The sequence below is a fragment of the Aquirufa antheringensis genome (assembly GCF_004307425.1).
GTDB classification, from domain to species: domain Bacteria; phylum Bacteroidota; class Bacteroidia; order Cytophagales; family Spirosomataceae; genus Aquirufa; species Aquirufa antheringensis.
Map to the genome: position 1 here is coordinate 321,498 of NZ_SEWZ01000001.1, position 25,850 is coordinate 347,347.

The following is a 25,850-nucleotide window of genomic DNA, read 5'->3' on the forward strand; positions in this document are numbered from 1 at the left end:
GCATGAGTAAGTATTTGGTTTTATTTTTCGCGTTAGCGCTAGCTATTTCAGGTTGCTCGGTGGAGAATCCAGTAGAGCAGGAGGTTGCAAAGAATAATGCAGATATTCAAAACTATTTAAAACAGCGTAATCTGACCTACCAACGCACGGCAGATGGCATGTACTATTCCATTACATCCACCGCTACAACTTCCACTCCATCAGTGGCAGATTTAGTGACATTACACTATAAATTGTCCTTACTAGATGGGACTTTCGTTGACTCTACCTCGAAGGTGGCTAGCCAGTCTAAATCCATCGTTTTCGGTGTATCCCAAAGTTTATTCACGTTACCAGTATCGTTTATGAAAGCAGGAGATAAAGGCACCTTTTTGTTGCCGTCTTCCTTAGCTTTTGGGGCGAATACATTCGGGAATGTACCCGCTTATGCTGTTATTAAGGCAGAGGTAGAGGTCGTTTCCATTCAGAGCCCAGCGGATCAAATCACCTCGATGCAAACGCTTTACGGTTTTTCTGCACCCGAGAAAACGACGTCTGGTTTAGTCTTTCAAAAGACGCTAGAAAATCCGACTGGAGCAGCTATTCTAACTGGGCAATTAGTTAAAGTGAATTACACGGGCCGTTTAGGTTATGGGTATATTCAAACAGATGCCACGAATAAAGTGGTTTACGATTCTAAATTCGGTTCAGGTACTTTAACGTTCACGGCCGGAGCGGGTCAATTGATTGCAGGATTTGAAGAGGCTGCCCTTAAGTTAAAGGTGGGAGAAAAAGGCAAAGCCATTCTTCCTTATACCATCGCTTATGGTGCTTCCGGAAATTCAACCATTCCAGGGTATTCTCCTTTGTATTTTGAAATCGAAGTAGTTTCAGCCCAATAATGCTTCCAATTCTCTATCTAGCCACCCAAAACAAGCACAAAGTAGAAGAACTTAGTGCCTTGTTACAGGAGCAATTTACCGTGCGTGATTTGAGTACTTTAGCGCTCACGGAAGAAATCCCTGAAACGGGCACCACGCTAACGGAAAATTCGCTTCAAAAGGCGCGTTATATCGCCGAAAAATTCCAAGTTTCTTGCCTAGCAGACGATTCAGGACTTGAAGTAGAAGCACTTCATGGGGCTCCAGGAGTCTACTCTGCCCGCTATGCAGGCGAACCGAAAGATGATCAAGCCAATCTTCAATTACTTTTAAAAAACCTGAAGGATTTCACGAATCGCCGTGCGCGCTTTGTAACGGTCTTAACCTATTTCGATACACAAAATTATTTTTCTTTTGAAGGGGAGATACAAGGTACGATTGTAGAAGCTCCTAGGGGCGAGTCAGGTTTTGGGTATGATCCTATCTTTCAGCCTGAAAAAGAGACCCGTACCTTTGCTGAAATGACTTTGGCAGAGAAGAATTTGATCGCCCATCGGGCGCGTGCTTTGGAGAAATTCAAAAACTTCTTAGACGAAACACAGAAATGTGCCGACGAATAGCGAATTATTCGCTTAGCTTGCTATTTTTGTAACGTTTGCAATCAAAAAACTCCTCGATGAAATTGAAATTCAGCCTATTGCTGGCTTTTTTCATGTACTGTACGGTTTTTACCTCTGAAGGTCAATTTTTGATCAAAGGGAGGGTTACCGACGCAAAGAACGGGGATCCAATTCCATTTGCTTCTGTAGGTCTAGTGGGCGTTAGCCAAGGTGCCACCACCAACTTTCAAGGGGAGTTTACACTTAATTCAAAATACTCAGCCGATAGTCTTTTTGCCTCGTTTGTAGGCTATAAAAAACGCGTTAAAAAAATCACCAGAGGGGCTAAATTACAAGAAGTAGATTTTCAATTAGAGCCTACGGGCCGCGAAATGGCGGAGGTGATTGTGTATTCAGGCGAAAATCCAGCCTTCAAAATCTTGCGCGGTGTCATTCGCAACCGCGAAAAAAATGATCGTTCGAAGCTATCTGCCTACGAATATGATTCGTATGCGAAGATGGAGCTGGATGTGGACAATATCTCCGAGAAGTTTAAAGAGCGCAAGGTGATGAAGGATATTGCGCAAGCCATTCAGAAATTTGAGAAAATAGCTGGGGAGGATGGAAAGCTTATTATTCCGACGTATATATCTGAGTCTGTGGGTAAATTTTATTACTTAGAGAATCCACAGCGAAAAAAGGAGACGATCACGAAGACGAATATCAAGGGTATAGGGGTGAAGGATGGTTCCTTGATTTCTCAGCTTGTGGGGGGTAATTTAGTCGCGAATTATAATTTTTATCAAAATTTCGTCGGCTTTTTTGGTAAGGACTTTGCTAGTCCGGTCGGTGAAAATTGGAAAGGAAATTATACGTACTTCCTGGGGGATACAGTCAATGTGGATGGGCACGTTTGTTATCAGATGGACTTTGATCCTAAGAATCCGATGGACCTGGTCTTTAGAGGCCAAATGTGGATCGATACAACCTCTTTCGCCTTAGTACAAATCGATGCTGCGGTGGATAAAGCCGCTAATTTAAATTTTATCGATAAGATTAAAATCTCCCAAGAACTAGAACAAACTAGTTCAGGAGCTTGGTTGCCGGCTCGAACTCGATTCTTGATTGATTTAGAAGAAATCACGAAGGGCAGTGCCGGGATGCTTTTGAAGATGTATATTTCTAACAAGGATTTTATCGTCAATCAACCGCATGAACTAGGTTTTTATGATTTGACGACGGAGGTGGCTGAAGATGCGATGCAGCCTAATCCGGAGTTTTGGAAATATGCCCGGCATGAACCACTAAGCACCCAGGACCTGATGGCCTCAGCACTCATCGATTCTGTCCAAAATTTACCAGTAGTTCGAACCTACATCGAAATTGCAGAGCTTGTTTTAAGCGGATACAAGAAGTTCAATGACATCGAAGTAGGTCCTTATATTTCTAGTTTTGCATTGAATAAAATCGAAGGAGCGCGTTTTCGTTTAGGTTTTAGGACGAATGCAAATTTTGATAAGCATTGGATTTTAAGAGGAAATGTAGGTTTTGGGACGAAAGATCTAGTGCCTAAATATTCCGCAGAAGTAAATTACCTCTTCTCTAAAAAGAAATGGACAGTAGCGGGTCTGCGGCACTCTTACGATATCGAGCGAGTGGGTCTAACCCCTGAGCTCATAGGAGATAATAAATTGTTCTATTCGTTCACCCGTTGGGGGGCATTTTCGGGTGCTTTCTTTCGACGCGAATCAGAAGCCTTTTTTTCATCGGAATTATACAAAGGTCTAACGGTAAGGACTTCCTTGAATACGCGTTCTTTTGATCCTTTATTCCGTTTTCAATACCGTTTAAATCCTGAATTAGGGCGGGCCTCCGCGGTTCAGGATTATTACCAAGAGACTTTTGCAACAGTGGAATTGCGTTTTGCGAAAAACGAGACCTATATCATGAATGGCAATGAGCGGATTACCTTAGCTACGAAACGAATTCCTGTGATTACCTTGAAATACCAACACGGATTCAAAGGCTTTTTAGGCGGCGATTTCACCTATGACCGGGTAACTTTAAAAGCCTACCAAACCTTCCGCATAGGCAACTTAGGCCGTTCTGATTATACCTTTACCGCAGGCTACACGCCATCTAATTTGCCAGCGCCGCTTTTATTTCCACATTTGGGAAACGAAACATTCTTTTTTGTGCGGTCCGCCTATTCTACGATGAATTATTTTGAATTTGTGAGTGATCAATATGCTTCGATTCAATACAATCATAATTTTGAAGGGCTGCTATTTAATCGATTACCTTTAATTAAGAAACTAAAATGGCGTTTTATTGCCTCTGGAAATATCTTAATGGGTAGTCAGCGCTCGGCAAATCGAGAAATGATGAAGGATGTGAATAGTCCGTTGCGCTCTAAATTCTTAGATCAATATTCGTTTGATTCACTAGATCCCAACAAACCATTTGCGGAGGTAGGTTATGGTATTGATAATATTTTCAAAATTTTACGCGTTCAAGCCTTTCATCGTTTGACTTATTTAGATCATGGAAATCCACAGCGATTTAGGTTAATGGCTTCCGTTAATTTCTCGTTTTAGAACATTACAAAGACGAAAGTTTAAACATTTCAAGAATGTTTTTAATGTATTTGATTTCGTAAACTCGACGCCCTATATTTACAAGGTTACAATCATTCTATTATGCTATTTATTCTCGTGGGCCTGTCATTATTAAGTTACCTGTTAGGGTCTATCCCTACGGCAATTTGGTATGGGGATCGTTACCATGGAATGGATATTCGCCAGCATGGAAGTGGTAATGCTGGGGCCACGAACACTTTTCGTGTGTTAGGAAAAAAGGCAGGTTGCTTCGTTCTTTTCGTGGATGCATTTAAGGGTTTTGCCGCGGCTAGTTTAGCCACGGTATTGTATTCTTTCAACCTTGTGGATTGGCAGACGTGTGTGACACTGAAGATTTTGTTTGGTTTCTTAGCTATAATAGGCCATCTACTTCCCGTTTTTTGTGATTTTAAAGGAGGTAAGGGAGTTGCAACCACTTTAGGGATGGTCATTGCCTTACATCCGCAGGCAGCATGTGTCAGTAGTCTGGTATTTTTGTTAGTATTCGCGATTTCGCATTACGTGTCCTTAGGTTCTATGGTCACTTCCGTAGTCTTCCCTCTATTACTACAGTTCGAGGTATTCGGGAAGGAATTACCTATTTTGATTTATTTTGGATTCATTATTTCTTTCTTAGTGATTTTTACGCACCGTAAAAATATCGGTCGAATCATTTCAGGAACGGAAAATCGGATGTATCTTATTCCTCGTAAAGGACGTTTATAGCCTTTCTATCTTCATTTATTATGCAATCAACACACGAATTTATTGCCGCTCACAAGGATCGGTTTCTAGCGGAGCTATTAGACTTATTACGTATTCCTTCTGTTTCTGCGGATCCGGCTTATGCTGGAGATGTACGCAAGGCCGCGGAATGGGTAGCAGCGAATTTGCGCGCAGCGGGAGCTGATCACGTTCGATTAGAAGAAACACCGGGGTATCCGATTGTTTATGGAGAAAAAATGGTGGATCCAGCTGCACCTACCGTGTTAGTCTATGGCCATTATGATGTACAGCCGGCGGATCCTTTGGAACTTTGGGATAATCCTCCCTTTGAGCCTGTCATTAAGAACGAAGTGATTTATGCGCGTGGTGCTTGTGACGATAAAGGGCAGGTTTTTATGCATCTGAAAGCTTTTGAAGCCATGCTTGCTTCGGAAAATTTGCCTTGTAATGTCAAGTTCATGATCGAAGGCGAAGAGGAAGTGGGATCTGATAATCTGGGAAATTTTGTCGCGGCAAATAAAGACCTGTTGAAGGCGGATGTGATTTTGATATCGGACACCGCCATTATTGCGAATGACATTCCTTCGATTGATGTGGGATTACGCGGTTTGAGTTATATGGAAGTGGAAGTGCAGGGGCCTAACCGTGATTTGCACTCCGGAGTCTACGGGGGAGCGGTGGCGAATCCGATTACTATTTTATGCCAAATGATTTCATCGATGCACGATGAATTCAATCACATCACTATCCCTGGTTTTTACGATGGAGTAATGGAAGTAAGTGCGGCGGACAGAGCAGCCATGGCGCAGACCCCTTTTGATTTAGATGCTTACCAAAAAGATTTAGGCATCGACACCGTGCACGGGGAAAAAGGGTACACCACCTTAGAACGTGCCTCCATTCGTCCAACACTAGACGTAAATGGAATTTGGGGCGGTTATACTGGTGAGGGAGCTAAGACGGTTTTGCCTTCTAAAGCGTATGCTAAAATTTCCATGCGCTTAGTGCCTAACCAATCCTCTGCAGAAATTACGCGTTTGTTTACAGAGCACTTTAAGGCGATTGCGCCTAAAGGGGTTAAGGTAAAAGTGATGGCTCACCATGGGGGAGAGGGCTATTTAATGCCTACGGATAGTATTGCTTTTAAAGCGGCATCGGATGCGATGGCGACGACTTTTGGCAAAGAGCCCGTGCCTACGCGTGGAGGAGGAAGTATTCCTATTGTGGCCTTATTTGAGAAAGAATTAGGTGTTAAGTCTATTTTGATGGGTTTTGGCCTAGATTCAGACGCAATTCATTCGCCTAATGAGCATTACGGCCTTTTTAACTTTTATAAAGGCATCGAAACGATTCCCCATTTCTTTCAAAACTTCGCAGCATTATCAAAATAATATGGCCGAAAATTTAAGTGTTTTAGCAACGGAATCAGCCTCTACTTATGAAAATTTAGAGCAGCAAACGGTCGACACCATCTTGCGTCAAATCAATGCTGAGGACAAAACAGTCCCTTTTGCTGTCGAAAAGGTCATTCCTTCGATCGAAGCTTTAGTGCATGAAATCGTTCAGCGCATGAAGCAAGGTGGTCGTCTATTTTACATTGGGGCGGGAACTTCTGGACGACTAGGGGTGGTAGATGCCTCGGAATGTCCACCAACGTATGGCGTTCCTCACGATTGGGTCATTGGTTTAATTGCCGGTGGTGATTCTGCCATTCGAAAGGCGGTAGAAAATGCGGAAGATGATGAAAAACAAGCTTGGCTAGACATGGAGGCTTATGGAATCGATTCGCTAGATACCGTGATAGGAATAGCGGCTTCAGGCAGAACTCCTTATGTTATCGGCGGGCTACGCGATGCAAACGCACGGGGTATCCTAACGGGCTGCATTGTTTGCAACGCAGGAAGCGCAGTAGCAGCAGAAGCAAAATTCCCGGTAGAGGTAGTGGTAGGTCCTGAATATGTCACAGGAAGTACTCGAATGAAATCGGGTACGGCCCAAAAACTTGTTCTAAATATGCTTTCTACGGCTGTTATGATCCAATTAGGCCGTGTCAGAGGTAATAAAATGGTAGATATGCAGTTAAGTAACCACAAGTTAGTGTTGCGTGCGATTCGGATGGTTCGAGAGGCGACAGGGGTGAGTGATGAGGTGGCAGCCGAACTTTTAGAAAAACACGGCAGCGTGAGAAACGCGGTGGATGCAATTCAGTAAAATAAATTGGGATAATAACGCTTTAATCGCTTAATTTGTAGAATTAATAATCAAATACCTCGTATGAAAAACGTATCTAAACTTATTTTAACGTTCGTGTTCGGAACAATGGCTTTTAGCTTTCAAGCAAAAGCAGAAGATTTTCCAGCAGACATTAAGCCCTTAATGACTAAATATACTTGCTTCGCTTGTCACAAAGTAGATGCTCGTTTAGTAGGACCAGCTTATAAAGATGTCGCTAAGAAGAAATATTCAGTAGACAAAATTGTTGCTTTAATTGCAAAGCCACAGCCTTCTAACTGGCCAGGTTACCCTCCAATGGCACCCATGAATGTGCCTAAAGAAGATGCTGTAAAATTAGCTAAGTATATTAACTCATTGAAATAAGTCAATGAAAGCATAAAAAAAGCCCTTGATCAAATCAAGGGCTTTTTTATTTACAAGGTTTTCAACATCCAAATATCACATCCATCATGTCCGCTGTTTCCTAATGGATGATCGAGTGCTTTGAAACCCACCTTTTCGTAGATCGAAACCGCTTTCGCTAATTCTGGCATTGATTCTAAGTATACCTGCGTATAGCCATTTTCTTTTGCCCAGCTCATAGATTGCTCCATCAATTGCTTTCCTAATCCTATGCCCCTGGCATCTTTCGAAACATACAACTTAACAAGTTCGCAGGTTCCATTGGGCAAATTTTCCGTAGGAAAGATACCGCAACCGCCTACCACTTTGTTCTCGTTTATCGCTACAAAATAATAAGAGCCCGGTGTTTGGAATAATTCAAATAAGGCATCCGTGGTGGGGTCAAAATAGACCGTTCCAGGTTTGTTCGCCCCAAATTCCGCCAATGCTGTTCGAATTACCTTCGCCAGTGCTTCATTGTCTGTGGATTCAATAGGCCGAATCTGCATGCTGATTATTTTGTGGCTTTCTTCGCAGCTGGTTTTTTCTCAGCTTTCTCAACTGGTGCTTTCTCTGCTTTAGGTGCTTTTTCTGCTTTTGCAGCTGCTGGGAATAATTCAGGTGTATTGGCTACCAAAATCAAATACCAACTTAAGATTTTTTTGATGTCTGACGCGAATACGCGGTCTGTATCGTAGTTAGGAACTACGGTAGCTAAGGTGCTAAATAATTCAGCATCATTCGCTTTTTTTGCTTCGATAGGTAAAACTCCATTGAATTTTGCGTGGATTTGTAAAAACAAATCGGCTAACGGTAAAGTGCTATCTTGGTGATCATCTAAGTATAAAGAGATGTCCTTTAACACAGAAATACGTGTTTGGCCTCCTACGACTGATTTTTGTTTCGCAGCGTCCAAAGTCTCCACAATCACACCCGTGCGCGTAGGTTTTAACACTTTATACAATCCACTTTTTCCCGAGATATGGGCAACTTCATTCAATAAATCCATGTTTTTTCGCTTGTTATGGGGGCAAAATTAGTACTATTTCCCTATTCTGTATGGGGAAGTTTGAATTAATTCATCGATTGACTTCAAAATTTCCTCACGTCCTACGTGCTTTTCCGCCGAGGTAATAAACAAAGGAGGTAATTCATCCCACATTTCTAATAGGAAGTTTTTGTAGACGTCCACACTTTCGTTCACTTGCTTTTGAGATAGCTTATCTGCTTTCGTAAACACGATATAAAACGGAATCTCATCCTCTACCATTCGGCTCATGAACTCGATATCCACCGCCTGAGGCTTCAAACGAATATCCACTAACACAAACAAGCAAGTCAAATTCTCCCGATGGATTAAATAATCAAAAATCATTTTCTCAAATTCCTTCCTTTTTTCCTTGCTGACTTTGGCAAAACCATAACCCGGTAAATCCACTAAATACCACTTCTCATCAATAATGAAGTGATTAATCAATTGCGTTTTTCCCGGTGTTTGCGATGTTTTAGCTAAACCTTTATGAAAGGTCAGCGAATTTATCAAGGATGATTTTCCCACATTCGAACGGCCAATAAAGGCAAATTCAGGAAATCTTGCCGGAGGGCAATTCTTAAAGTCGGTGTTACTGGTAACGAATTTCGCGTTAATTTGAGCCATGGGGCGGGTGATGATGAGGGACAAAGGTAAGGAAAATAGTCGCTAGTCGCTAGTCGCTAGTCGATAGTCGATAGTCGATAGTCGATAGTCGATAGTCGATAGTCGATAGTCGATAGTCGATAGTCGATAGTCGATAGTCGATAGAAATTGGAATACAAGTTAGTTGATTGGAATTGTGTTGCCAAAAATCAAAATTTGTTGCAATGGTATTAAATAGGTAGAATAATGAAAATTAGAACTTTCGAGGATTTATTGGTTTGGCAAAAGTCTATTGTCCATTCTGTAGAATTATATAAACGATTTCAGTTAAATACTGATTTTGGATTTAAGAATCAGATTCAACGAGCATCAATTTCAATTTCGAATAATATAGCTGAGGGCTTTGAACGTGGATCTGATCGCGATTTCAGACGCTTTTTGTTTATCGCTCAAGGTTCGTGTAGTGAAGTTAAATCTATGATTTTTATAGCTGTCAAGTTGAAATATATAAATCAAGATGAATTTGATATCATTTATGCTCAATTGACTGAAATAGGCAGAATGCTTTTTGGCCTAATGAAAACCTTAAATAGTTCAGAGATCAGAAAATACAGGTCCGACTAGCGACTAGCGACTATCGACTATCGACTAGCGACTATTGACTATCGACTATCGACTAGTGACTATCGACTAGCGACTCTCGACTAGTGACTATCGACTAGTGACTATTTTTTCCTTAACTTTGCGTTAGATATGGAAAAACTACAAAACGATCTTCTTCTTCGTGCCGCGCAGGGTCTGCCTGTGGAGCGAATCCCGGTTTGGGTGATGCGTCAGGCGGGGAGGATTTTACCTGAGTATAGAGCGGTGCGCGCGAAAGCGGGTTCCTTCATTGGTCTAGCGACGCATCCAGAAATGGCGGCGGAGGTGACGATTCAGCCGGTGACACGTTTTGGGGTGGATGCGGCGATTATCTTTTCGGATATTTTAGTGGTACCGGAGGCGATGGGTTTGCCCTATGTGATGGAGGAGCAGAAGGGTCCGGTTTTTCCAGAGGTGATTCGGTCGAAAGCGGATTTGGCGAAGATTCGGGATGCAAATCCGGAACAGGATTTGAAGTATGTGTTAGATGCGATTAAGATTGTGAAGAAGGAGTTGGCTGGCAAGGTGCCTTTGATTGGTTTTGCTGGTGCGCCGTTTACGATTTTCTGTTATATGGTGGAGGGGAAAGGGTCGAAGACTTTTTCGCAGGCCAAAAAGATGTTATATGCTGAGCCTGAGTTAGCGCACGCTTTGTTGCAAAAGATTACGGATTCTACGATTTCGTATTTAAAAGCACAGGTCGCGGCTGGGGCTAATTTGGTCCAAATTTTTGATTCATGGGCGGGAATTTTATCGCCAGCGCAGTATTCGGTGTTTTCAACTCCTTATCTAAAGCAAATTTGTGATGCGGTGACGGAAGTTCCGGTGACGCTTTTTGCCAAAGGCGCATTCTTCGCTCGCGAGGAAATGGCGACACTTAATTGTGCGACCATTGGTTTAGACTGGAATATGGATATCGCAGAATCGCGTCGATTAGTAGGTCCTAACAAGACTTTGCAAGGGAATTTAGATCCTTGTGCCTTATATGGTGACTTCAAGACGGTAGAAGCGGAGACTAAGAAGATGATTGATCAATTTGGGACGCAACGCTACATTGCTAACCTAGGTCATGGGGTTTATCCGGACATTGATCCTGATAAGGTCCAGTGTTTTGTGGATACGATTCAGAATTATAAATAAAAAAAAGCCTCGCGATGAACGAGGCTTTTTTTATGAATAAGCGAAAATCTTATTTCGCAGAATAGTTAGGCGCTTCTTTCGAGATGCTCACATCGTGTGGGTGACTTTCTTTCACACCGGCTGAAGTGATTTTCACGAACTTCGCTTGTTGCATCGCTTCGATGGATGAAGCTCCGCAGTAGCCCATGCCGGCTTTTAGTCCACCGACCATTTGGTACAAGATCTCTGTCACCGAACCTTTAAACGGTACGCGACCTACGATTCCTTCTGGAACTAATTTTTTGATATCGTCTTCCGCGTCTTGGAAGTAACGGTCTTTCGATCCGTCTTCCATAGCCTCTAAGGAGCCCATTCCGCGGTATGATTTGAATTTACGTCCTTCCAAAATGATCATCTCACCTGGTGCTTCGTCTGTTCCAGCAAGAAGAGAACCGATCATGACGGTACTGGCGCCGCCTGCGATGGCTTTGGCCACATCCCCTGAATAGCGAATACCTCCGTCAGCAATGACTGGGACATCATATTTTTGTAAAGCTTTGGCCGCTTCATATACCGCCGTCAATTGAGGCATACCCACACCCGCGATGATACGCGTCGTGCAAATACTACCTGGGCCTACACCCACTTTAACTGCATCCGCTCCCGCTTCCGCTAACGCAACGGCTGCTTCGCCTGTGGCGATGTTACCAACAATTACATCCAAGGTAGGGAATGCTTTCTTGACTGATTTCAAGGCATCGATGACGCCTTTCGAGTGACCGTGCGCGGTATCAATACTGATAACGTCTACACCCACTTGCACTAAGGCTTGCACGCGGTCTAATAAATCCGGTGTTACACCTACGGCAGCACCTACGCGAAGACGGCCTAGTGGATCTTTCGATGCCAAAGGGTGTGACTTGCGCTTCAATATATCTTTATAAGTAATTAATCCGATCAACTTCCCGTTCTTATCGATGATCGGTAATTTTTCGATTTTGTATTCTTGCAAAATGCTTTCGGCCTCTTCCATGCTGATTCCTTCTTTGGCCGTAATCAAATTGTCCTTCGTCATGATCTCTCTCACGGGACGAGCAGTTTGTTTTTGGAAACGTAAATCACGATTCGTCAAAATGCCCACTAATTTTCCATCATTATCGATCACCGGAATGCCACCGATCTTGAATTCCTTCATGATGCGTTGAGCATCTCCTAAAGTGGAGTTGTCTTTCAAGGTCACCGGATCGATGATCATGCCTGACTCAGAGCGCTTCACCTTGCGAACTTGAGCGGCTTGTTGTGCAATCGTCATGTTCTTGTGGATGATCCCGATGCCACCTTCTTGCGCTAAAGCGATGGCTAAATCAGCTTCCGTAACGGTGTCCATCGCTGCGGAAACAATCGGAATATTTAACCAAATGTTGCGCGTAAGGCGAGAAGAAGTACTTACTTCACGGGGTAAAACCTCGGAATAAGCGGGAAGCAAAAGTACGTCGTCGTACGTTAAGGCTTCAAAAAGAAATTTAGTGGAATCAAGCATAGCAAATAATTTGAACCGGGTGTTGAATGAGTGCCCTTATTTGCAGGACAAAATTACATGAAATTTCTGAAATAATTCAATCCTTTTCTGAAATTTTCTCCCAGATTTAGATTTTTAGCTGTAAATTGCGGCTTGAATTTTTAAGCCTTCGTAATGAACTATCAACCTCAGGATTTCCTTCCGATTTTTGTTCAGCTAGCAGCTGCTTTGGCATTTATCGTCGCTACGATGGTAGCCACTCACACATTAGGTCCTAAAAGACATTCTAAAAAGAAAGATGACGCCTTCGAATGTGGAATTGAGTCGATCGGAGATGCGCGTACGCCTATCTCAGTGAAGTATTTTTTGGTAGCCATTCTTTTTGTGCTATTTGACATAGAAATCGTCTTTATGTATCCTTGGGCGGTTAATTTCAAACAATTGTCTTGGAACGGTTTCTATGATATGCTCGTATTCATGGGCTTACTTTTAGTGGGTTTCTTGTACGTATTGAAAAAAGGAATTTTAAAGTGGGAAAAATAAACATATTGGCCTTGCCAAAGTTTATATATTCAACAGATAATTAAGATATGAGTAATTCAACAGTTCAAGTGGCTGAAGCGCCTCCAGGAGTAGAGGGAGCGGGTTTTTTCGCTACGTCATTAGATAGTTTAGTAGGTTTAGCACGTGCTAATTCACTTTGGCCACTACCATTCGCTACTTCTTGCTGCGGTATTGAGTTTATGTCTACGATGGCATCTCATTATGATATCGGTCGTTTTGGTGCGGAGCGTTTAAGTTTCTCTGCCCGTCAAGCGGACGTTTTGATGGTGATGGGAACCATCTCTAAGAAAATGGCACCGGTTGTAAAACAGGTGTATCTCCAAATGGCTGAGCCACGTTGGGTATTATCGGTAGGGGCTTGTGCTTGTTCTGGCGGTATTTTTGATACGTATTCTGTACTGCAAGGAATTGACCGTATCATTCCCGTGGACGTATATGTGCCAGGTTGCCCACCACGTCCGGAGCAAATTTTGGATGGCTTTATGCAGATCCAAGAATTGGCAAAAAATGAAACTACGCGTAGAAGAAATGAGCCAGAATACAAGGCTTTATTAGCTTCTTACGGAATCGAATAAGTATGAACGATCAGATAATCGAAGCGCTTCAGGCGCAGTTTGGCGAAGAGGGAGTGTATGGAGTAGGTGAGTCACACGGCATTTTGCAGGTGACTACGGCGGTAGAAAATATCGTTCCAATGATTCACTTCTTGTATGCACACCCGGTATTTAAGTTTCAATTTTTGACGGATTTAGCGGGAATTCATTTTCCAGAGGCTAAAGGGCAGGAATTGGGAGTGATTTACCACTTACATTCTTTGGAAAACAACGTACGTCTTTGGATTAAGGCTTATGCGCCTATAGAAGCGCCTACTTTCCCTACGATCACCGGCCTTTTTGCTACGGCAAATTGGATGGAGCGCGAGGCGTTTGATTTTTATGGTATCCTCTTCGAAGGTCACCCTAATTTGACCCGTATCCTGAATATGGACGAGATGGATTACCACCCGATGCGTAAAGAATATCCATTAGAGGATGCGACGCGTCACGATAAGATTGATGAATTGTTTGGACGATAATAAATAGACATGTCTGAAATAGCTTTAGTAAACAGCCCTAATGTAGGATTAGATAAAACACAAAAAGGGGGACCTTATGTGAATGAATTATCTACGTTAAACTTAGGTCCTACGCACCCAGCGACGCACGGTATCTTCCAAAACATCTTAACGATGGACGGAGAAACCATCGTAGACGCGGAGCAAACGGTGGGTTATATCCACCGGGCCTTTGAGAAAATCGCAGAACGTCGTCCTTTCTATCAAATCACGACTTTAACAGACCGCATGAACTATTGTTCAGCTCCTATTAACAATATGGGCTGGCACATGACGGTAGAGAAATTGTTAGGCATCGAAGTACCTAAGCGCGCGCAATACATGCGTGTGATCATGATGGAACTTGCGCGTTTAACGGATCACATTGTGTGTAATTCCATTCTAGCGGTAGATACCGGAGCCTTAACGGGTTTCTTATATGTTTACCAATGGAGAGAGTTTATCTACGAGATTTACGAGGAGATGTGCGGTGCCCGTCTTACGACGAATATGGGTCGTTTCGGCGGTATGGAGCGTGATTTCACGCCTGTAGCAATCGAAAAAATCCAAAAATTATTAAAAGAACTTCCAGCCGCTTTGAAGGAATTCGAAGGCATGGTGATGCGTAACCGTATCTTCATGGACCGTACCCAAAATGTGGGCGGGATTTCTGCCGAACGCGCATTAAACTACGGATTTACTGGTCCTAACTTACGTGCTGCAGGTGTCGATTATGATGTACGTGCCATGAACCCGTATTCTTCGTATGAAGATTTCGAATTCGATGTGCCAGTAGGTACAAAAGGCGATACGTATGATCGTTTCTTAGTGCGTGAAGAGGAGATGTGGCAAAGTTTGCGCATCATCCAACAAGCGATGGACAATCTTCCAGAGGGAGCATACCACGCAGATGCACCACACTATTATTTACCAGATAAGCAAGACGTTTACCACAACATGGAGGCCTTGATCTACCACTTCAAAATTGTGATGGGAGAGATCGATGCACCGGTAGGTGAGGTTTACCACTCAGTAGAAGGCGGAAACGGGGAATTAGGTTTCCACTTGGTTTCTGATGGAGGTCGTACACCCTACCGTTTGAAATTCCGTCGTCCCGGATTTATATATTACCAGGCTTTCCCAGAGATGATCAAGGGAACCACCCTTTCAGATGCGATCGTAACGATGTCATCGATGAACGTAATTGCAGGAGAGTTAGATACATAAGACATGAGCAAGATTGTTTTCCCAGCAGAAACGCTGGAATTAGTGAAAAAAATTATCGCCCGCTATCCGGATGGAAAGCAGAAGTCGGCCTTGTTGCCTATTCTTCACTTAGCGCAAGCGGAGTGGAAGTGGTGCTCTCCGGAGGTGATGGATTATGTAGCGTCGCTACTTTCTATCAGCTCGATTGAGGTATACGAGGTGGCGTCTTTCTATACGATGTTCCATTTAGAACCGGTAGGAGAGCACGTGATTGAGTATTGCCGTACAGGCCCTTGTTGCTTAATGGGTGGCGTGGAAGTATACGATCACTTGAAGAAACGTTTGAAAATTAATACCGGCGAAACGACGAAGGATGGCAAGTTTACCATCAAAGAAGTGGAGTGTTTAGCCGCTTGCGGATGGGGTCCTGTTTTCCAAATCCGCGAAAAATACTACATGCACTTAACGAAAGAGAAAGTGGATGAAATTATAGATGAACTGAGCAAATAAGGCCTAGGATGAAGATATTAACCGAACATATAGACGTACCTAACATCGACACCATTGACGTGTTCATGAAGCATGGTGGGTATTCAGCGGTCCAAAAAGCGATTAAAAAAATGACCCCTGACGAGGTCACGGAAGAGGTGAAAAAGTCAGGTCTACGTGGTCGTGGAGGCGCAGGTTTCCCGGTAGGTATGAAGTGGTCGTTTTTGGCTAAGCCTGAGGGTGTGCCTCGTTATTTAGTGTGCAACGCGGACGAATCAGAGCCTGGTACGTTCAAGGACCACTATCTGATGTGGAAATCCCCACATACCTTGATCGAAGGAATGATTGTTTCTTCGTTTGCCCTAGGAGCAAACACCTCGTACATCTACGTGCGTGGCGAATTGATGTATGTGATCAACATCCTAGAAAAAGCGATTCAAGAGGCGTACGATAAAGGATTATTAGGAAAGAATATCTTAGGTTCAGGTTACGATCTTGATCTATTCGTTCAGCCTGGTGGTGGAGCTTATATCTGCGGAGAAGAAACCGCATTATTAGAATCCTTAGAAGGTAAACGAGGTAATCCTCGTAATAAGCCACCTTTCCCAGCGGTGAAAGGTTTATGGCAATGTCCTACGGTAGTGAATAACGTGGAATCTATCGCAGCCACTTCGTGGATCGTTAACAACGGTGGCGATGCCTATGCGGCGATTGGAGTAGGACGTAGTACAGGAACGAAATTAATCTCTGCTTCTGGTCACATCAAAAAACCAGGTGTTTACGAGATCCCATTAGGGATTACGGTCGAAGATTTCATCTACTCTGATGAATGGTGCGGCGGTATTCGCGATGGACATAAATTAAAAGCAGTCGTAGCCGGTGGTTCGTCTGTACCGATCTTGCCAGCGGAGTTAATCTTAACGACAGCGGCAGGGGAGAAGCGTTTGATGACTTATGAATCTTTATCGGATGGTGGTTTTGCTACCGGAACGATGTTAGGGTCAGGAGGTTTTGTGGTGATGGATGAGACCGCTTGTATCGTTCACAATACGTTGACTTTTGCGAAATTCTACCACCATGAGTCGTGTGGACAATGTTCCCCATGCCGCGAAGGAACGGGTTGGATGGACAAAGTATTGCACCGCATCGAGCATGGTCAAGGCCGCAAAGAAGACATCGATTTGTTAGTCGATGTAGCGAAGAAAATTGAAGGAAATACGATTTGTCCATTAGGGGATGCGGCGTCTTGGCCAGTGGCTGCGGCGATTCGCCATTTCCGCGATGAGTTCGAGTGGCATATTGAACACCCAGAATTAGCGACAAAACCAGGCGCGGTATTTATGCGCAAGGGGGCTAGTTGGACAAAATAATTTGGCAGAAATTAACGAATATGAAAGTTACGATAGATAATATCACCCTTGAGGTAGATCCAGGAACCACCATCATGCAGGCAGCTCGCATGATCGGGCCTGAGGTTGCTCCGCCAGCTATGTGCTATTATGAGCCTTTGAAAGGTTCAGGTGGAAAATGCCGTGCTTGTTTAGTGAAGGTGACAGCGGGTTCTGAAAAAGATCCTCGTCCGATGCCTAAATTAGTTCCAGCTTGCATTACAGCCGTTCAAGACGGGATGATCGTGGAAAATACGGTGAACGAAGACGTGCTAGAAACACGCAAGGGCATCGTGGAATTCTTGTTATTAAATCACCCATTGGATTGCCCAGTGTGTGATCAAGCGGGTGAATGTCACTTGCAAGATTTCTCGTTCGAGCACGGTGTTTCATCGACTCGTACAGTAGAAGAGCGTAATACATTCGAGCCGACGGATTTAGGTCCAAACATTCAGTTGAACATGAACCGTTGCATCTTGTGCTACCGTTGTGTGTATACAGCAGATCAAATTACAGATGGCCGTGTTCACGGGGTGATGCACCGCGGAGATCACGCGGAAATCAGTACCTATATCGAGAAGGCGATTGATAATGACTTCTCTGGTAACGTGATTGATGTGTGTCCGGTGGGCGCTTTGACAGATAAAACATACCGTTTCAAGAGCCGTGTGTGGTTCTCGAAGCCAGTAGATGCGCATTGCGAGTGTGAGAAATGCTCGGGTAAAGCAACGATCTGGTACAAAGGAGAGGAAGTTATTCGCGTGACGGGTCGCAAGAACATGTGGGGCGAGGTAACGGATTTCATTTGTAATGGCTGTCGTTTTGACAAGAAAAAGACGGCTGATTGGGTGATCGAAGGACCGACCAATGTGTCTCGTCATTCGGTGATCTCAGCGAATAAATATGGTGCGAATTTGATTAAGCCAGCGTTCCCAGTGTTACAGGCGGCGCGCGATTACAAGCAAATCAATGATGATCGTGACCGTAGTTTTTTAGGCATTCAACCTGCTTTACCTAAATCTAAAAAGAAATAGATGGACTTATTTGATTCAGTATTTTTGGCCAAAGCTTCTTTCATTGGGATCGTATTCGCGATCACTTTGGGGATTGCAGCCTATTCAACGTATTTTGAGCGTAAGATCGCGGCGTTTATGCAAGACCGTATCGGACCGGATAGAGCGGGTCCCTTTGGAATTTTGCAGCCTCTAGCGGATGCGGTAAAGATGTTCATGAAGGAGGATTTCATTCCGGCTAACTCTAACAAGTGGTTGTTCATTATGGGCCCCTGTTTGTCCATGTTGACGGCGTTGATGACTTCGGCGGTGGTTCCTTTTGGAGACACGATCACGATCGGTGATGTAACATTTGACTTACAAGGTATCGATGTGAACATCGGTATTTTATGGGTATTCGGTATCGTTTCTTTAGGTGTTTATGGCATCTTGATCGGTGGCTGGGCATCTAATAACAAGTATTCTTTGTTAGGCGCTATTCGTGCAGCGTCCCAAAACATCTCCTACGAATTAGCAATGGGTCTTTCGATCATCGCGATTTTGATGATGACCGGATCGCTTTCAACGAAGGCAATTGTGGAGGCGCAACAAAACGGTCACTGGAACATTTTGTACCAACCGATGGGCTTTATCATCTTCTTGATTTGTGCTTTTGCGGAATGTAATCGTACGCCATTTGACTTGCCGGAGTGTGAGACGGAATTAATCGGGGGATACCATACGGAATATTCATCCATGAAATTAGGCTTCTATTTGTTCGCGGAATACATCAACATGTTTATTTCGGGAGCGGTAATGGCGACCCTTTATTTTGGTGGATATGATTATTCAGGGGTGGATTTTGTAACGGCTCAATTAGGTGCTACGGCAGCGACGTTGATCGGAGCAGGCGCATTGATTGGAAAGGCTTTGGCCTTCGTATTTATCTTTATGTGGGTGCGCTGGACATTACCCCGTTTCCGTTACGATCAATTAATGGGCTTAGGCTGGTCAGGCTTAATTCCGTTAGCGATGTTTAATGTGGTGGTAACCGGATTAGGTATTTTATTAGACCAACAGATTCTAATTGGAATCGGTGGAGTGGTCGTTTTCATCGCGGGAATCGTGGTGTACGATCAATTATTTGTGAAGAAAAAATTAGCATAGCGATATGAAATTAAGTAACCGAACGAAGGTAGTCGAGCAAGGCGAAATGACTTTAGCGGAACGTATGTATCTTCCTGCCATCGTAGGGGGTATGGCGACCACGTTAAAGCACTTTTTCTCTAAACCGGTCACCATTCGTTACCCAGAGCAAACGCGTTATTTAGGGCCGATTTACCGCGGTCACCACATCTTGAAGAAGGATGAGCAGGGGGCAGAACGTTGCACGGCTTGTGGTCTTTGTGCCGTGGCTTGTCCAGCGGAGGCTATTTCTATGGTCGCTGAGGAGCGCAAGAAGGGTGAGGAGAAATTGTACCGGGAAGAGAAGTATGCCAAAGTATACGAGATCAACATGCTTCGTTGCATTTTCTGCGGTCTTTGCGAGGAGGCTTGCCCTAAGGAGGCGATCTTCTTACGCCACGATCAAATGGTTCCTGTATTCAATAGCCGCGATGAGGTGATTTACGGGAAAGATAAATTAGTTGAAAAAATGGACCAACGCTACTTGCGTGAGGGCTGGAAATAAATTCTTATGGAGATTTCTAATATTTGGTATTTTCTTTCAGGTTTAACTTTACTAAGCGCCCTAATGGTCGTTCTAGCAAAGAACCCGATTCACTCGGTCTTGTACCTAGTTTTTACTTTCTTTTGCATCTCAGGACACTACGTCCTGTTAAATGCCCAGTTCTTGATGGCCGTAAACATCATCGTTTACGCAGGAGCGATCATGGTTTTATTCCTATTCGTGATCATGATGTTTGATCTGCGCAAGAATCAACCGGAATCAAAATCGAATCTAACGAAGCTAGCAGGCTCAGTCGTCGCTGGCTCCTTATTAGTGGTTTTAATTGCTTTAGTACGTCAAAATAATTTCCAAACCCCTCAAGTGGAAGGTTTTGTTTCCCAAACGGGTATGGTGGAGAACCTTGGAAAGGTTTTGTATTCTGAGTACTTATTACCTTTCGAACTGGTATCTATCTTGTTCTTTGTGGCGATGGTGGGTGCGGTTCTTTTGGGTAAGAGGGAAGCCGGGGAGCGAAACTTCTAAGCATTTTAAAAATGCGTGCTATTTCGGTATAAAATTCGAAAATGCGTGCTATTTCGGCACAAAATTCGAAAATGCGCTTCGCGATATTTTCTTAAATTTTATACCGAAATAGCACTTTTGAAAATGCTTTAAATCTTTACTCTCTACTCTATTATCTATACTCTATAAAGTATAAAGTTTGTATTAAAAAAGGGGATCAATCTGATCCCCTTTTTTAATGATTTCGTGAAGCACATTTCACATACGTATCCGCGCAGCGGATTCCGACTTTGTGCTTTTTGCTTTGTTCTTTGTGCTTTATTTTTGATTATCGCTTTTTGCGATAATCAAAAACCCCCACCTTCACCCCAATCGTACCAGCTGCTTTTGCCATCCCGTCTGTTTTCTCTTCCCCAAAAGCGAAGCGGTAATTAGCACCACCGAACACTTTTACGTATTTGAAAAGATTCACTTCAAGGTTTATACCTGGTTGCACACCTAGGGCTCGTGGACCGTTGCTAAATCGATCATGGGCTTGTCTGTAGGGCAGAGGCTGATAGGCAGTTCCAGGGTAAGCAGGGTAATTGATTAGCGGAGCTTCCTCCTGAATACGTCCAATGGCTAAAGGGAAACTTAAATGAAACACCTTATTAGCCATTGGCGTGACTTCCATCGTTAAAGCATTAAATCGACGACGTGGTTCATCTGCATAGCGATTCGGATCATCATTGCGTGGATTCGAATTAAAAGAAGCAATACCTAGGGATAATTTGTTATTCAAGTGAACTTGAAATCCCATGGATCGTTCTGGGCCACCCTTGCCGAAAAGCATTTGAGATTGAAGGGATACGCCGATAGACGTCAGCTTGTGTGGTTTGAAAAGCGTCTTCATAGCAGAGTTGGAAGAGTCTTTTCTGATTTTGAATACTGTTTCTTGGCCAAAGGATTGTAGGCCAATCAACAACAAGAATAATAGGCGGATTGAATGTTTCATGTCTTTAATTTTTTTACGAATGTACAAATTATAACGTTTCGATATTTCTAATTAGATACATGGGCTTTTTTTGAAGATTAATGGTCCTATTCTATCGATAAGGGGCGCAGGTGGATTCCACTTATTTGGCTAGATTTGTAAAAATCATTTGTGCTATGTGGCAGGCTATTAATTCTAGGAAAACGAAGCGGACCTTTCAGGTATTGTTTAACCTGATTCTGTGGGGAATGTGGATAGGCTTGCCTTTGTTAAGTCCTGTCCACCAAACGCACGAAGTAGCTCATCCGCATCCGCATGATAATCCAGAGTTTTCCGAGCATATCTGGGTGGAGCTGATTACCGTGATGCCGTTGTTCTATGTGATTACGCTACTTTTGATTCCTTTTGTTTTTAAAAAGAAAGGCATTTGGTTCTTCTTTGCTAGTTTAATACTAACAAATGTGGCGTTCTTTTTAGTCCAAATGTTGTTCCACCACTTGTTCTTGGAATTTGAACACGAGCATGGTACTGCACCGGAGATTTTGGGCGCTTTTCCGCTCATCATGGTTTCTGCGATTGCGTCTGCTTATGGTTTATTGTTAGAGTTTTTAGAGCAAGATGCGAACAAGGAAGAACAGAAAAATGAGCAGTTGAAATCAGAGTTAGCGTTTTTGCGCTCTCAGATTAGTCCGCATTTCATCTTTAATATTCTGAATAGTATTGTGTATTTGATTAGGACCAAAGCCTCAGAAAAAGCGGAAGATGTAACCATGCGTTTGTCTTCTTTGATGCGCTATATGTTGTATGATTCGGACCAAACAATGGTTCCATTGACTAATGAATTTGCTTATTTAGAGAATTATATTGATCTCCAAAAAATGCGATTTGACGGGAATGTCGATTTTAAATTCCAAGTGAATGGCGATGGAGCAGGTCATTTAATTGAGCCGATGTTATTAATTCCTTTTGTGGAAAATGCGGTTAAACATGGGGTGGGTTTAGTGGATAAGCCGTTTATCTATGTTACCCTAGAAACGACAGATCACGGTTTGCATTTTCAGGTTAAGAATAAAAAGGGAAAAGAAGAACAGGTTTTTAAAGATCCTAGTTCAGGAATTGGGTTGAAGAATGTGAAGCGTCGTCTGGAATTATTATATCCTAAAAAACACGAATTAGTCATTGAAGAGGACGACGTGAATTTCTCCGTGGATCTACACTTAACATTGAAATAAGATGGTAAAGATGAATTGCGTTGTCGTGGACGACGAAGTGATGGGACGTAAATTATTAGAGGAAAATGTGAAGCAGATTCCATTTTTGAATCTAGTGGGTTCTTGTTCGAATGCGTTCGAGGCGATGGAAGTGTTGCAAAAGGAGCAGGTCGATTTACTTTTCTTGGATATTCAAATGCCGGGCTTGTTAGGGACGTCGTTCTTATCTTCTTTGGCCGTTAAACCTCTTGTGATTTTTGTGACTGCTTATGCGAATTATGCGGTGGAAAGTTATAATCTGGACGCGGTAGACTACTTAATGAAACCGGTGAGTTTAGATCGTTTTGCCTTAAGTGCAAATAAGGCGTATCATATTTTTGTAGGTAAAAATATGGTTGAAAAGGAACCTCTAGAGGACTTCTTTTTTGTGAATGTGGAATATTCACTCGTACGGATTTCGATTCCAACCGTAACGCACGTGGAAGGTTTAAAGGATTATGTGAAGATTTTTGTGGAAGGAGAACGGCATCCTATTTTGACCAAACAGACGATGAAAAGTGTAGAGGCAAAAGTGATGCCTCATGGCTTTATGCGCGTTCACAAATCGTTTATTGTTAATCTCCAAAAGATTGAATCAATTAAGCACCAGCGAATCAAAATAGGAAACTATGAGATTGCCGTGAGCGATTCTCATCTAGCAGAATTGATGGAGCGGCTTAACGCGAGTAGGTTAGGTTAAATTGTAAGCCTAGATGGAAGTTTCGGCCGGGAGCTGGGTTGTAAAAACGGCCTCCGATGGCATTTAAATCTGGTCCAGGTGAATAGCGCTCATCGCCCACATTTTCTGCCGCCGCCCAAACTGTCCAGCACTTCCGCGCATAACTTATTTTTGTGTTCCAAAGGCGATAGGAGCCCATCCGCTCCGTATTCGTGTCATTCAGGAATTGATAATCCACCAATTGAAAATTTTGCACGAGACTTATTCCTGATGGGTGTCGCCAAACGAGTGTAGTTGCCTGTTGGTAAGGAGTTGTTCCCGTTAAGAAATTTCCATTCGCAAATCGAAAGTTTTGCCAAGTATGCGATTGTTCTAATGTCAAAGTAGGGTGGATCATCCAGGTACTACTTAATTCCAAACCTTGTTGGGTCGTAGAACCAGCGTTCGTAAAATAGTCTGATCCATCAGCCGCTCTTCTGACCACGATGGTTTCGTCCAGGTTAAATTGATATACACTCAAATCCCAATTGAATTTCGCGTATTTACCTCGGTAAGTTATTTCGTGGTTCCAGCCATTTTCGGCTTTTAACGTACGGTTTATTTCCCCCGTTGACGGTCGTAATTCACTAATGCTGGGAGGTGAATAGCCATGTGCTACTTTGGCAACAATACTCTGATGCGCCCCTAATTTGCGTAGAACCGCCAAACGAGGGGAGAAGATAGCTTCGTTACCGATATACTCCGTCCAATAGCTACTCAAGCTACCGGAGAAAGTGAAGAGCCAATTCGCCAACCCGGCATATTCATTTTGTAAGAAGAGGCTTCCTTGCTGGACATGGGTATTTTGAGTCAATTGCAAAGTGTCTTTTACGCCGTTTCTATTTCCAAAAGTCGAACTATTCATTTGTCCTGCCTGGTATTCAAATCCCAGGTCGCTATTAATAACTCCTTTTCTGTGGAGTACTCCGCGCGTGGAATAATTGGGTTCATGGCGAACTTCATAATTCCGTATCGTCGGATTTTCGATATCATTCACTTGAATTGCCTGACTCAAATCCCAAGCCCAAAGGTTATTCAGCACTTGAGATGCCCGAGCACTTAAGCCATAACTTTTTATTTTAAAGGTCGCCCCTTGCTGTTGCGCACTCTTGAAAGCGCCTGCCGCAGGTCTAGCTTGCTGAGGATTTGCAAGGAATTGAGCTTTTGTTAATCCTCCCGGAGTTTGGTAGGCCAAATCAACATAATAGGTGCTTAGATCTAGGTTGATATCTTTCGTAAAGTTGTGGTGGAATTCATACGAAATCCATTGCTTTTTCATCGCGGATTGAGCTCGATAACCCTCTTGCTGGTTGAAGGAGGCGTAAAGTCGGTGGTTTTCTGCGGATAAATCGATGGCCGTTTTCATTCCCCCTAAGGAATGGTAAACAGTTTCGGCCGTAAGGGCATTTCCACGTGCTCCACTTTCGAATAGCAATACTCCACCTGTTCCTGCTCCGTATATTCCGGCAGATGGGCCTTTGGTTACGGTTAATGATGAAAATAAGGCGGGTTCTAGTAGTGAAATGTAGGTGTTGTTCCCGGCATCTGTAAAGGGAATTTGATTCCAATATACTTTGGTGTTACGTACGCCAAAGGGTGCCCTAAGTGAGCTACCTCTTATCGCAATTCGGTAACTACCCGGAGATCTTTCTTCCATCCGAATACCTGCCATGGAATTAAGCGTAGATACAAATTGGGTCGAACTAAACTGCTGAAGATCTGCAGCGCGAACAAAGGCATCTGGGGTATTTAGCGTACTCCGTTTTTGTTCAAACACATACACTTTTACTTCCTCGAGGACTTTCGTAGAATCTTTTTGGGCTAAACCAGGAAAACAGAAAAGGAGTAGTAGGAATTTCTTCATGTTAGAAGAAATAGGTGAATAAGGTGGACGGTATGATGGCTTGAGAGGCTTTAATCGACTTAGAATTAGGGTTTTCTGCTCCACCTAAATTGAGTGATTCTAGGTTGATAACCCAGCCAAAATGTCCCTTAGTCAGTTGAATTTTTGCTTTAAAATTAGGAAGCTTTTCTGAAACCAAGGACTGGTAGGGCACTCCTACATAGCGACCATATAATGTCACCACTTCATACAAAGGTTCAAAAACTTGTGCTTGTATCTGGAAAGTCGTTTTTCCCGGGATCACTAATCCGATTCCACCGCTCATTCCGTGTAAGGAGTATTTTTCTTCTTCGATGTATTCAGACCTTAAAGAGCTGATTTTTCTAGCTATAGATTTACTGTATAAACTTAAAATGGGTGTTAGATGAACAGTTGTTTTTCGTTTATTCGTATTCCAAAGCAGACCCACTTCAGCCTCACCTCCACGGTAACTCGATTGCAAAACTTCGTTAGGTTGAATAGGTTGATTGAAATTATTCATCGGAGGTTCAATGAACGTATAGTTGCTTCTATCTATCGCGCTTCCGGTTAGGTTTCCCATTGTTTTTAAGGCGATGAAAGTCTTGTGATTTTTTTCTGGGTTTTGGAACGTGATTTCTGCCGCGAAATCTAAGGTCATTTGTTGTTCGTGCCACGAAATGAGGGAGGTTCCTACACTCGAATTAAAGCGAAATTTTTGGCCAAAACTGACAAAGGTAATCACTAGAAAAACCAGGCTTATGCGAAATCTCATAGCCACAAATATAGG

At 43.2% G+C, this 25,850-nt stretch carries 28 protein-coding genes; 21 read left to right on the forward strand and 7 right to left on the reverse strand.

The features are described 5' to 3' along the window. The first annotated feature begins 2 nt into the window (after positions 1-2). From EWU21_RS01515 to EWU21_RS01545, 7 genes are all read left to right on the forward strand, one after another. Positions 3-881 (forward strand): FKBP-type peptidyl-prolyl cis-trans isomerase, encoded by an 879-nt coding sequence (locus EWU21_RS01515; protein ID WP_130895031.1) that lies wholly within the window; start codon positions 3-5, stop codon positions 879-881. After that, on the forward strand, positions 881-1,480 hold the full coding sequence (rdgB, locus tag EWU21_RS01520) for an RdgB/HAM1 family non-canonical purine NTP pyrophosphatase (protein ID WP_130895032.1): 600 nt from the start codon (positions 881-883) through the stop codon (positions 1,478-1,480). Before EWU21_RS01515 ends, rdgB begins: the two co-directional genes overlap by 1 nt. Positions 1,481-1,536: 56 nt before the next feature. Beyond that, positions 1,537-4,056, forward strand: coding sequence for a DUF5686 and carboxypeptidase-like regulatory domain-containing protein (locus EWU21_RS01525; protein WP_130895033.1), 2,520 nt, complete (start codon positions 1,537-1,539; stop codon positions 4,054-4,056). A 102-nt stretch (positions 4,057-4,158) separates the two neighbouring features. After that, complete coding sequence (plsY, locus tag EWU21_RS01530) at positions 4,159-4,803, forward strand: glycerol-3-phosphate 1-O-acyltransferase PlsY (RefSeq protein ID WP_130895034.1); 645 nt, start codon at positions 4,159-4,161, stop codon at positions 4,801-4,803. A 20-nt stretch (positions 4,804-4,823) separates the two neighbouring features. Then, on the forward strand, positions 4,824-6,194 hold the full coding sequence (locus tag EWU21_RS01535) for a dipeptidase (protein WP_130895035.1): 1,371 nt from the start codon (positions 4,824-4,826) through the stop codon (positions 6,192-6,194). A 1-nt stretch (position 6,195) separates the two neighbouring features. After that, positions 6,196-7,014, forward strand: a complete 819-nt coding sequence (murQ, locus tag EWU21_RS01540) for an N-acetylmuramic acid 6-phosphate etherase (RefSeq protein ID WP_130895036.1) — start codon at positions 6,196-6,198, stop codon at positions 7,012-7,014. 63 nt (positions 7,015-7,077) lie between these two features. Beyond that, the gene (locus tag EWU21_RS01545) at positions 7,078-7,401 is read left to right on the forward strand and encodes a c-type cytochrome (protein WP_269007260.1); all 324 of its coding nucleotides are present in this window, start codon (positions 7,078-7,080) and stop codon (positions 7,399-7,401) included. Positions 7,402-7,451: 50 nt separating this feature from the next. Here the strand turns inward: EWU21_RS01545 and EWU21_RS01550 are convergent, their stop codons facing one another. The 3 genes from EWU21_RS01550 to yihA are packed head-to-tail and all read right to left on the reverse strand — an operon-like array spanning position 7,452 to position 9,076. Next, positions 7,452-7,928: a GNAT family N-acetyltransferase gene (locus tag EWU21_RS01550; RefSeq protein WP_130895037.1), complete on the reverse strand. Its 477-nt coding sequence runs from the start codon at positions 7,926-7,928 to the stop codon at positions 7,452-7,454. Between the two features lie 5 nt (positions 7,929-7,933). Further along, on the reverse strand, positions 7,934-8,428 hold the full coding sequence (locus EWU21_RS01555; protein WP_130895038.1) for a DUF5606 family protein: 495 nt from the start codon (positions 8,426-8,428) through the stop codon (positions 7,934-7,936). Between the two features lie 33 nt (positions 8,429-8,461). Next, a complete protein-coding gene (yihA, locus tag EWU21_RS01560; protein WP_130895311.1) occupies positions 8,462-9,076 on the reverse strand; it encodes a ribosome biogenesis GTP-binding protein YihA/YsxC in 615 nt (204 codons plus the stop codon). Between the two features lie 225 nt (positions 9,077-9,301). Here yihA and EWU21_RS01565 point away from each other — a divergent pair, with 225 nt between their 5' ends. Together EWU21_RS01565 and hemE are read left to right on the forward strand one after the other, a co-directional pair. Then, entirely contained in the window at positions 9,302-9,679 is a 378-nt protein-coding gene (locus EWU21_RS01565) for a four helix bundle protein (protein WP_130895039.1), read from the forward strand. Positions 9,680-9,808: 129 nt separating this feature from the next. After that, positions 9,809-10,837: a uroporphyrinogen decarboxylase gene (gene hemE, locus EWU21_RS01570; protein WP_130895040.1), complete on the forward strand. Its 1,029-nt coding sequence runs from the start codon at positions 9,809-9,811 to the stop codon at positions 10,835-10,837. A gap of 49 nt (positions 10,838-10,886) precedes the next feature. On the opposite strand, the gene guaB is transcribed toward hemE, so the two are convergent. Continuing rightward, positions 10,887-12,356 carry an IMP dehydrogenase gene (gene guaB / locus EWU21_RS01575; protein WP_130895041.1) on the reverse strand — a complete coding sequence of 490 codons (1,470 nt, stop codon included), beginning with the start codon at positions 12,354-12,356 and terminating at the stop codon, positions 10,887-10,889. Positions 12,357-12,509: 153 nt separating this feature from the next. Between guaB and EWU21_RS01580 the strand changes: the two genes are divergently transcribed. The 10 genes from EWU21_RS01580 to EWU21_RS01625 are packed head-to-tail and all read left to right on the forward strand — an operon-like array spanning position 12,510 to position 20,279. Next, positions 12,510-12,878 (forward strand): NADH-quinone oxidoreductase subunit A, encoded by a 369-nt coding sequence (locus EWU21_RS01580; protein ID WP_130895042.1) that lies wholly within the window; start codon positions 12,510-12,512, stop codon positions 12,876-12,878. Positions 12,879-12,925: 47 nt separating this feature from the next. Beyond that, the gene (locus tag EWU21_RS01585; protein WP_130895043.1) at positions 12,926-13,474 is read left to right on the forward strand and encodes an NADH-quinone oxidoreductase subunit B; all 549 of its coding nucleotides are present in this window, start codon (positions 12,926-12,928) and stop codon (positions 13,472-13,474) included. A gap of 2 nt (positions 13,475-13,476) precedes the next feature. Next, the gene (locus EWU21_RS01590) at positions 13,477-13,974 is read left to right on the forward strand and encodes an NADH-quinone oxidoreductase subunit C (protein ID WP_201738082.1); all 498 of its coding nucleotides are present in this window, start codon (positions 13,477-13,479) and stop codon (positions 13,972-13,974) included. Between the two features lie 9 nt (positions 13,975-13,983). Further along, positions 13,984-15,219, forward strand: a complete 1,236-nt coding sequence (locus EWU21_RS01595; RefSeq protein WP_130895045.1) for an NADH-quinone oxidoreductase subunit D — start codon at positions 13,984-13,986, stop codon at positions 15,217-15,219. 3 nt (positions 15,220-15,222) lie between these two features. After that, positions 15,223-15,708 (forward strand): NADH-quinone oxidoreductase subunit NuoE family protein, encoded by a 486-nt coding sequence (locus EWU21_RS01600; RefSeq protein WP_130895046.1) that lies wholly within the window; start codon positions 15,223-15,225, stop codon positions 15,706-15,708. An 8-nt stretch (positions 15,709-15,716) separates the two neighbouring features. Next, positions 15,717-17,057: an NADH-quinone oxidoreductase subunit NuoF gene (gene nuoF / locus EWU21_RS01605; protein ID WP_130895047.1), complete on the forward strand. Its 1,341-nt coding sequence runs from the start codon at positions 15,717-15,719 to the stop codon at positions 17,055-17,057. Between the two features lie 20 nt (positions 17,058-17,077). Then, positions 17,078-18,109 carry a 2Fe-2S iron-sulfur cluster-binding protein gene (locus EWU21_RS01610; protein WP_130895048.1) on the forward strand — a complete coding sequence of 344 codons (1,032 nt, stop codon included), beginning with the start codon at positions 17,078-17,080 and terminating at the stop codon, positions 18,107-18,109. After that, positions 18,110-19,234, forward strand: a complete 1,125-nt coding sequence (gene nuoH, locus EWU21_RS01615; RefSeq protein ID WP_130895049.1) for an NADH-quinone oxidoreductase subunit NuoH — start codon at positions 18,110-18,112, stop codon at positions 19,232-19,234. A 4-nt stretch (positions 19,235-19,238) separates the two neighbouring features. Beyond that, a complete protein-coding gene (locus tag EWU21_RS01620) occupies positions 19,239-19,757 on the forward strand; it encodes a NuoI/complex I 23 kDa subunit family protein (protein ID WP_130895050.1) in 519 nt (172 codons plus the stop codon). Between the two features lie 6 nt (positions 19,758-19,763). Further along, entirely contained in the window at positions 19,764-20,279 is a 516-nt protein-coding gene (locus EWU21_RS01625; RefSeq protein WP_130895051.1) for an NADH-quinone oxidoreductase subunit J family protein, read from the forward strand. Between the two features lie 307 nt (positions 20,280-20,586). Here EWU21_RS01625 and EWU21_RS01630 read toward each other — a convergent pair whose 3' ends face one another. Then, positions 20,587-21,252: a hypothetical protein gene (locus tag EWU21_RS01630; RefSeq protein WP_130895052.1), complete on the reverse strand. Its 666-nt coding sequence runs from the start codon at positions 21,250-21,252 to the stop codon at positions 20,587-20,589. Positions 21,253-21,407: 155 nt separating this feature from the next. Here EWU21_RS01630 and EWU21_RS01635 point away from each other — a divergent pair, with 155 nt between their 5' ends. Beyond that, entirely contained in the window at positions 21,408-22,463 is a 1,056-nt protein-coding gene (locus EWU21_RS01635) for a sensor histidine kinase (protein WP_130895053.1), read from the forward strand. A 10-nt stretch (positions 22,464-22,473) separates the two neighbouring features. After that, positions 22,474-23,181 carry a LytR/AlgR family response regulator transcription factor gene (locus tag EWU21_RS01640; protein ID WP_130895054.1) on the forward strand — a complete coding sequence of 236 codons (708 nt, stop codon included), beginning with the start codon at positions 22,474-22,476 and terminating at the stop codon, positions 23,179-23,181. Here the strand turns inward: EWU21_RS01640 and EWU21_RS01645 are convergent. Next, on the reverse strand, positions 23,159-25,063 hold the full coding sequence (locus tag EWU21_RS01645) for a TonB-dependent receptor (RefSeq protein ID WP_130895055.1): 1,905 nt from the start codon (positions 25,061-25,063) through the stop codon (positions 23,159-23,161). The genes EWU21_RS01640 and EWU21_RS01645 overlap by 23 nt on opposite strands. Position 25,064: 1 nt before the next feature. Then, positions 25,065-25,835, reverse strand: coding sequence for a hypothetical protein (locus tag EWU21_RS01650; protein WP_130895056.1), 771 nt, complete (start codon positions 25,833-25,835; stop codon positions 25,065-25,067). Between the last annotated feature and the right edge of the window lie 15 nt (positions 25,836-25,850).

Bases quoted from the DNA above. Each gene is read 5' to 3' on its own strand.
- EWU21_RS01535 (WP_130895035.1), top strand. From the start codon at position 4,824: ATGCAATCAACACACGAATTTATTGCCGCTCACAAGGATCGGTTTCTA.
- murQ (WP_130895036.1), top strand. From the start codon at position 6,196: ATGGCCGAAAATTTAAGTGTTTTAGCAACGGAATCAGCCTCTACTTAT.
- EWU21_RS01545 (WP_269007260.1), top strand. From the start codon at position 7,078: ATGAAAAACGTATCTAAACTTATTTTAACGTTCGTGTTCGGAACAATG.
- plsY (WP_130895034.1), top strand. From the start codon at position 4,159: ATGCTATTTATTCTCGTGGGCCTGTCATTATTAAGTTACCTGTTAGGG.
- EWU21_RS01565 (WP_130895039.1), top strand. From the start codon at position 9,302: ATGAAAATTAGAACTTTCGAGGATTTATTGGTTTGGCAAAAGTCTATT.
- EWU21_RS01590 (WP_201738082.1), top strand. From the start codon at position 13,477: ATGAACGATCAGATAATCGAAGCGCTTCAGGCGCAGTTTGGCGAAGAG.
- EWU21_RS01640 (WP_130895054.1), top strand. From the start codon at position 22,474: ATGAATTGCGTTGTCGTGGACGACGAAGTGATGGGACGTAAATTATTA.
- EWU21_RS01620 (WP_130895050.1), top strand. From the start codon at position 19,239: ATGAAATTAAGTAACCGAACGAAGGTAGTCGAGCAAGGCGAAATGACT.
- hemE (WP_130895040.1), top strand. From the start codon at position 9,809: ATGGAAAAACTACAAAACGATCTTCTTCTTCGTGCCGCGCAGGGTCTG.
- EWU21_RS01635 (WP_130895053.1), top strand. From the start codon at position 21,408: ATGTGGCAGGCTATTAATTCTAGGAAAACGAAGCGGACCTTTCAGGTA.
- EWU21_RS01595 (WP_130895045.1), top strand. From the start codon at position 13,984: ATGTCTGAAATAGCTTTAGTAAACAGCCCTAATGTAGGATTAGATAAA.
- EWU21_RS01580 (WP_130895042.1), top strand. From the start codon at position 12,510: ATGAACTATCAACCTCAGGATTTCCTTCCGATTTTTGTTCAGCTAGCA.
- rdgB (WP_130895032.1), top strand. From the start codon at position 881: ATGCTTCCAATTCTCTATCTAGCCACCCAAAACAAGCACAAAGTAGAA.
- EWU21_RS01585 (WP_130895043.1), top strand. From the start codon at position 12,926: ATGAGTAATTCAACAGTTCAAGTGGCTGAAGCGCCTCCAGGAGTAGAG.
- EWU21_RS01555 (WP_130895038.1), bottom strand. From the start codon at position 8,428: ATGGATTTATTGAATGAAGTTGCCCATATCTCGGGAAAAAGTGGATTG.
- nuoH (WP_130895049.1), top strand. From the start codon at position 18,110: ATGGACTTATTTGATTCAGTATTTTTGGCCAAAGCTTCTTTCATTGGG.
- EWU21_RS01630 (WP_130895052.1), bottom strand. From the start codon at position 21,252: ATGAAACATTCAATCCGCCTATTATTCTTGTTGTTGATTGGCCTACAA.
- EWU21_RS01550 (WP_130895037.1), bottom strand. From the start codon at position 7,928: ATGCAGATTCGGCCTATTGAATCCACAGACAATGAAGCACTGGCGAAG.
- EWU21_RS01645 (WP_130895055.1), bottom strand. From the start codon at position 25,063: ATGAAGAAATTCCTACTACTCCTTTTCTGTTTTCCTGGTTTAGCCCAA.
- EWU21_RS01525 (WP_130895033.1), top strand. From the start codon at position 1,537: ATGAAATTGAAATTCAGCCTATTGCTGGCTTTTTTCATGTACTGTACG.
- EWU21_RS01650 (WP_130895056.1), bottom strand. From the start codon at position 25,835: ATGAGATTTCGCATAAGCCTGGTTTTTCTAGTGATTACCTTTGTCAGT.
- EWU21_RS01600 (WP_130895046.1), top strand. From the start codon at position 15,223: ATGAGCAAGATTGTTTTCCCAGCAGAAACGCTGGAATTAGTGAAAAAA.
- EWU21_RS01625 (WP_130895051.1), top strand. From the start codon at position 19,764: ATGGAGATTTCTAATATTTGGTATTTTCTTTCAGGTTTAACTTTACTA.
- guaB (WP_130895041.1), bottom strand. From the start codon at position 12,356: ATGCTTGATTCCACTAAATTTCTTTTTGAAGCCTTAACGTACGACGAC.
- yihA (WP_130895311.1), bottom strand. From the start codon at position 9,076: ATGGCTCAAATTAACGCGAAATTCGTTACCAGTAACACCGACTTTAAG.
- nuoF (WP_130895047.1), top strand. From the start codon at position 15,717: ATGAAGATATTAACCGAACATATAGACGTACCTAACATCGACACCATT.
- EWU21_RS01610 (WP_130895048.1), top strand. From the start codon at position 17,078: ATGAAAGTTACGATAGATAATATCACCCTTGAGGTAGATCCAGGAACC.
- EWU21_RS01515 (WP_130895031.1), top strand. From the start codon at position 3: ATGAGTAAGTATTTGGTTTTATTTTTCGCGTTAGCGCTAGCTATTTCA.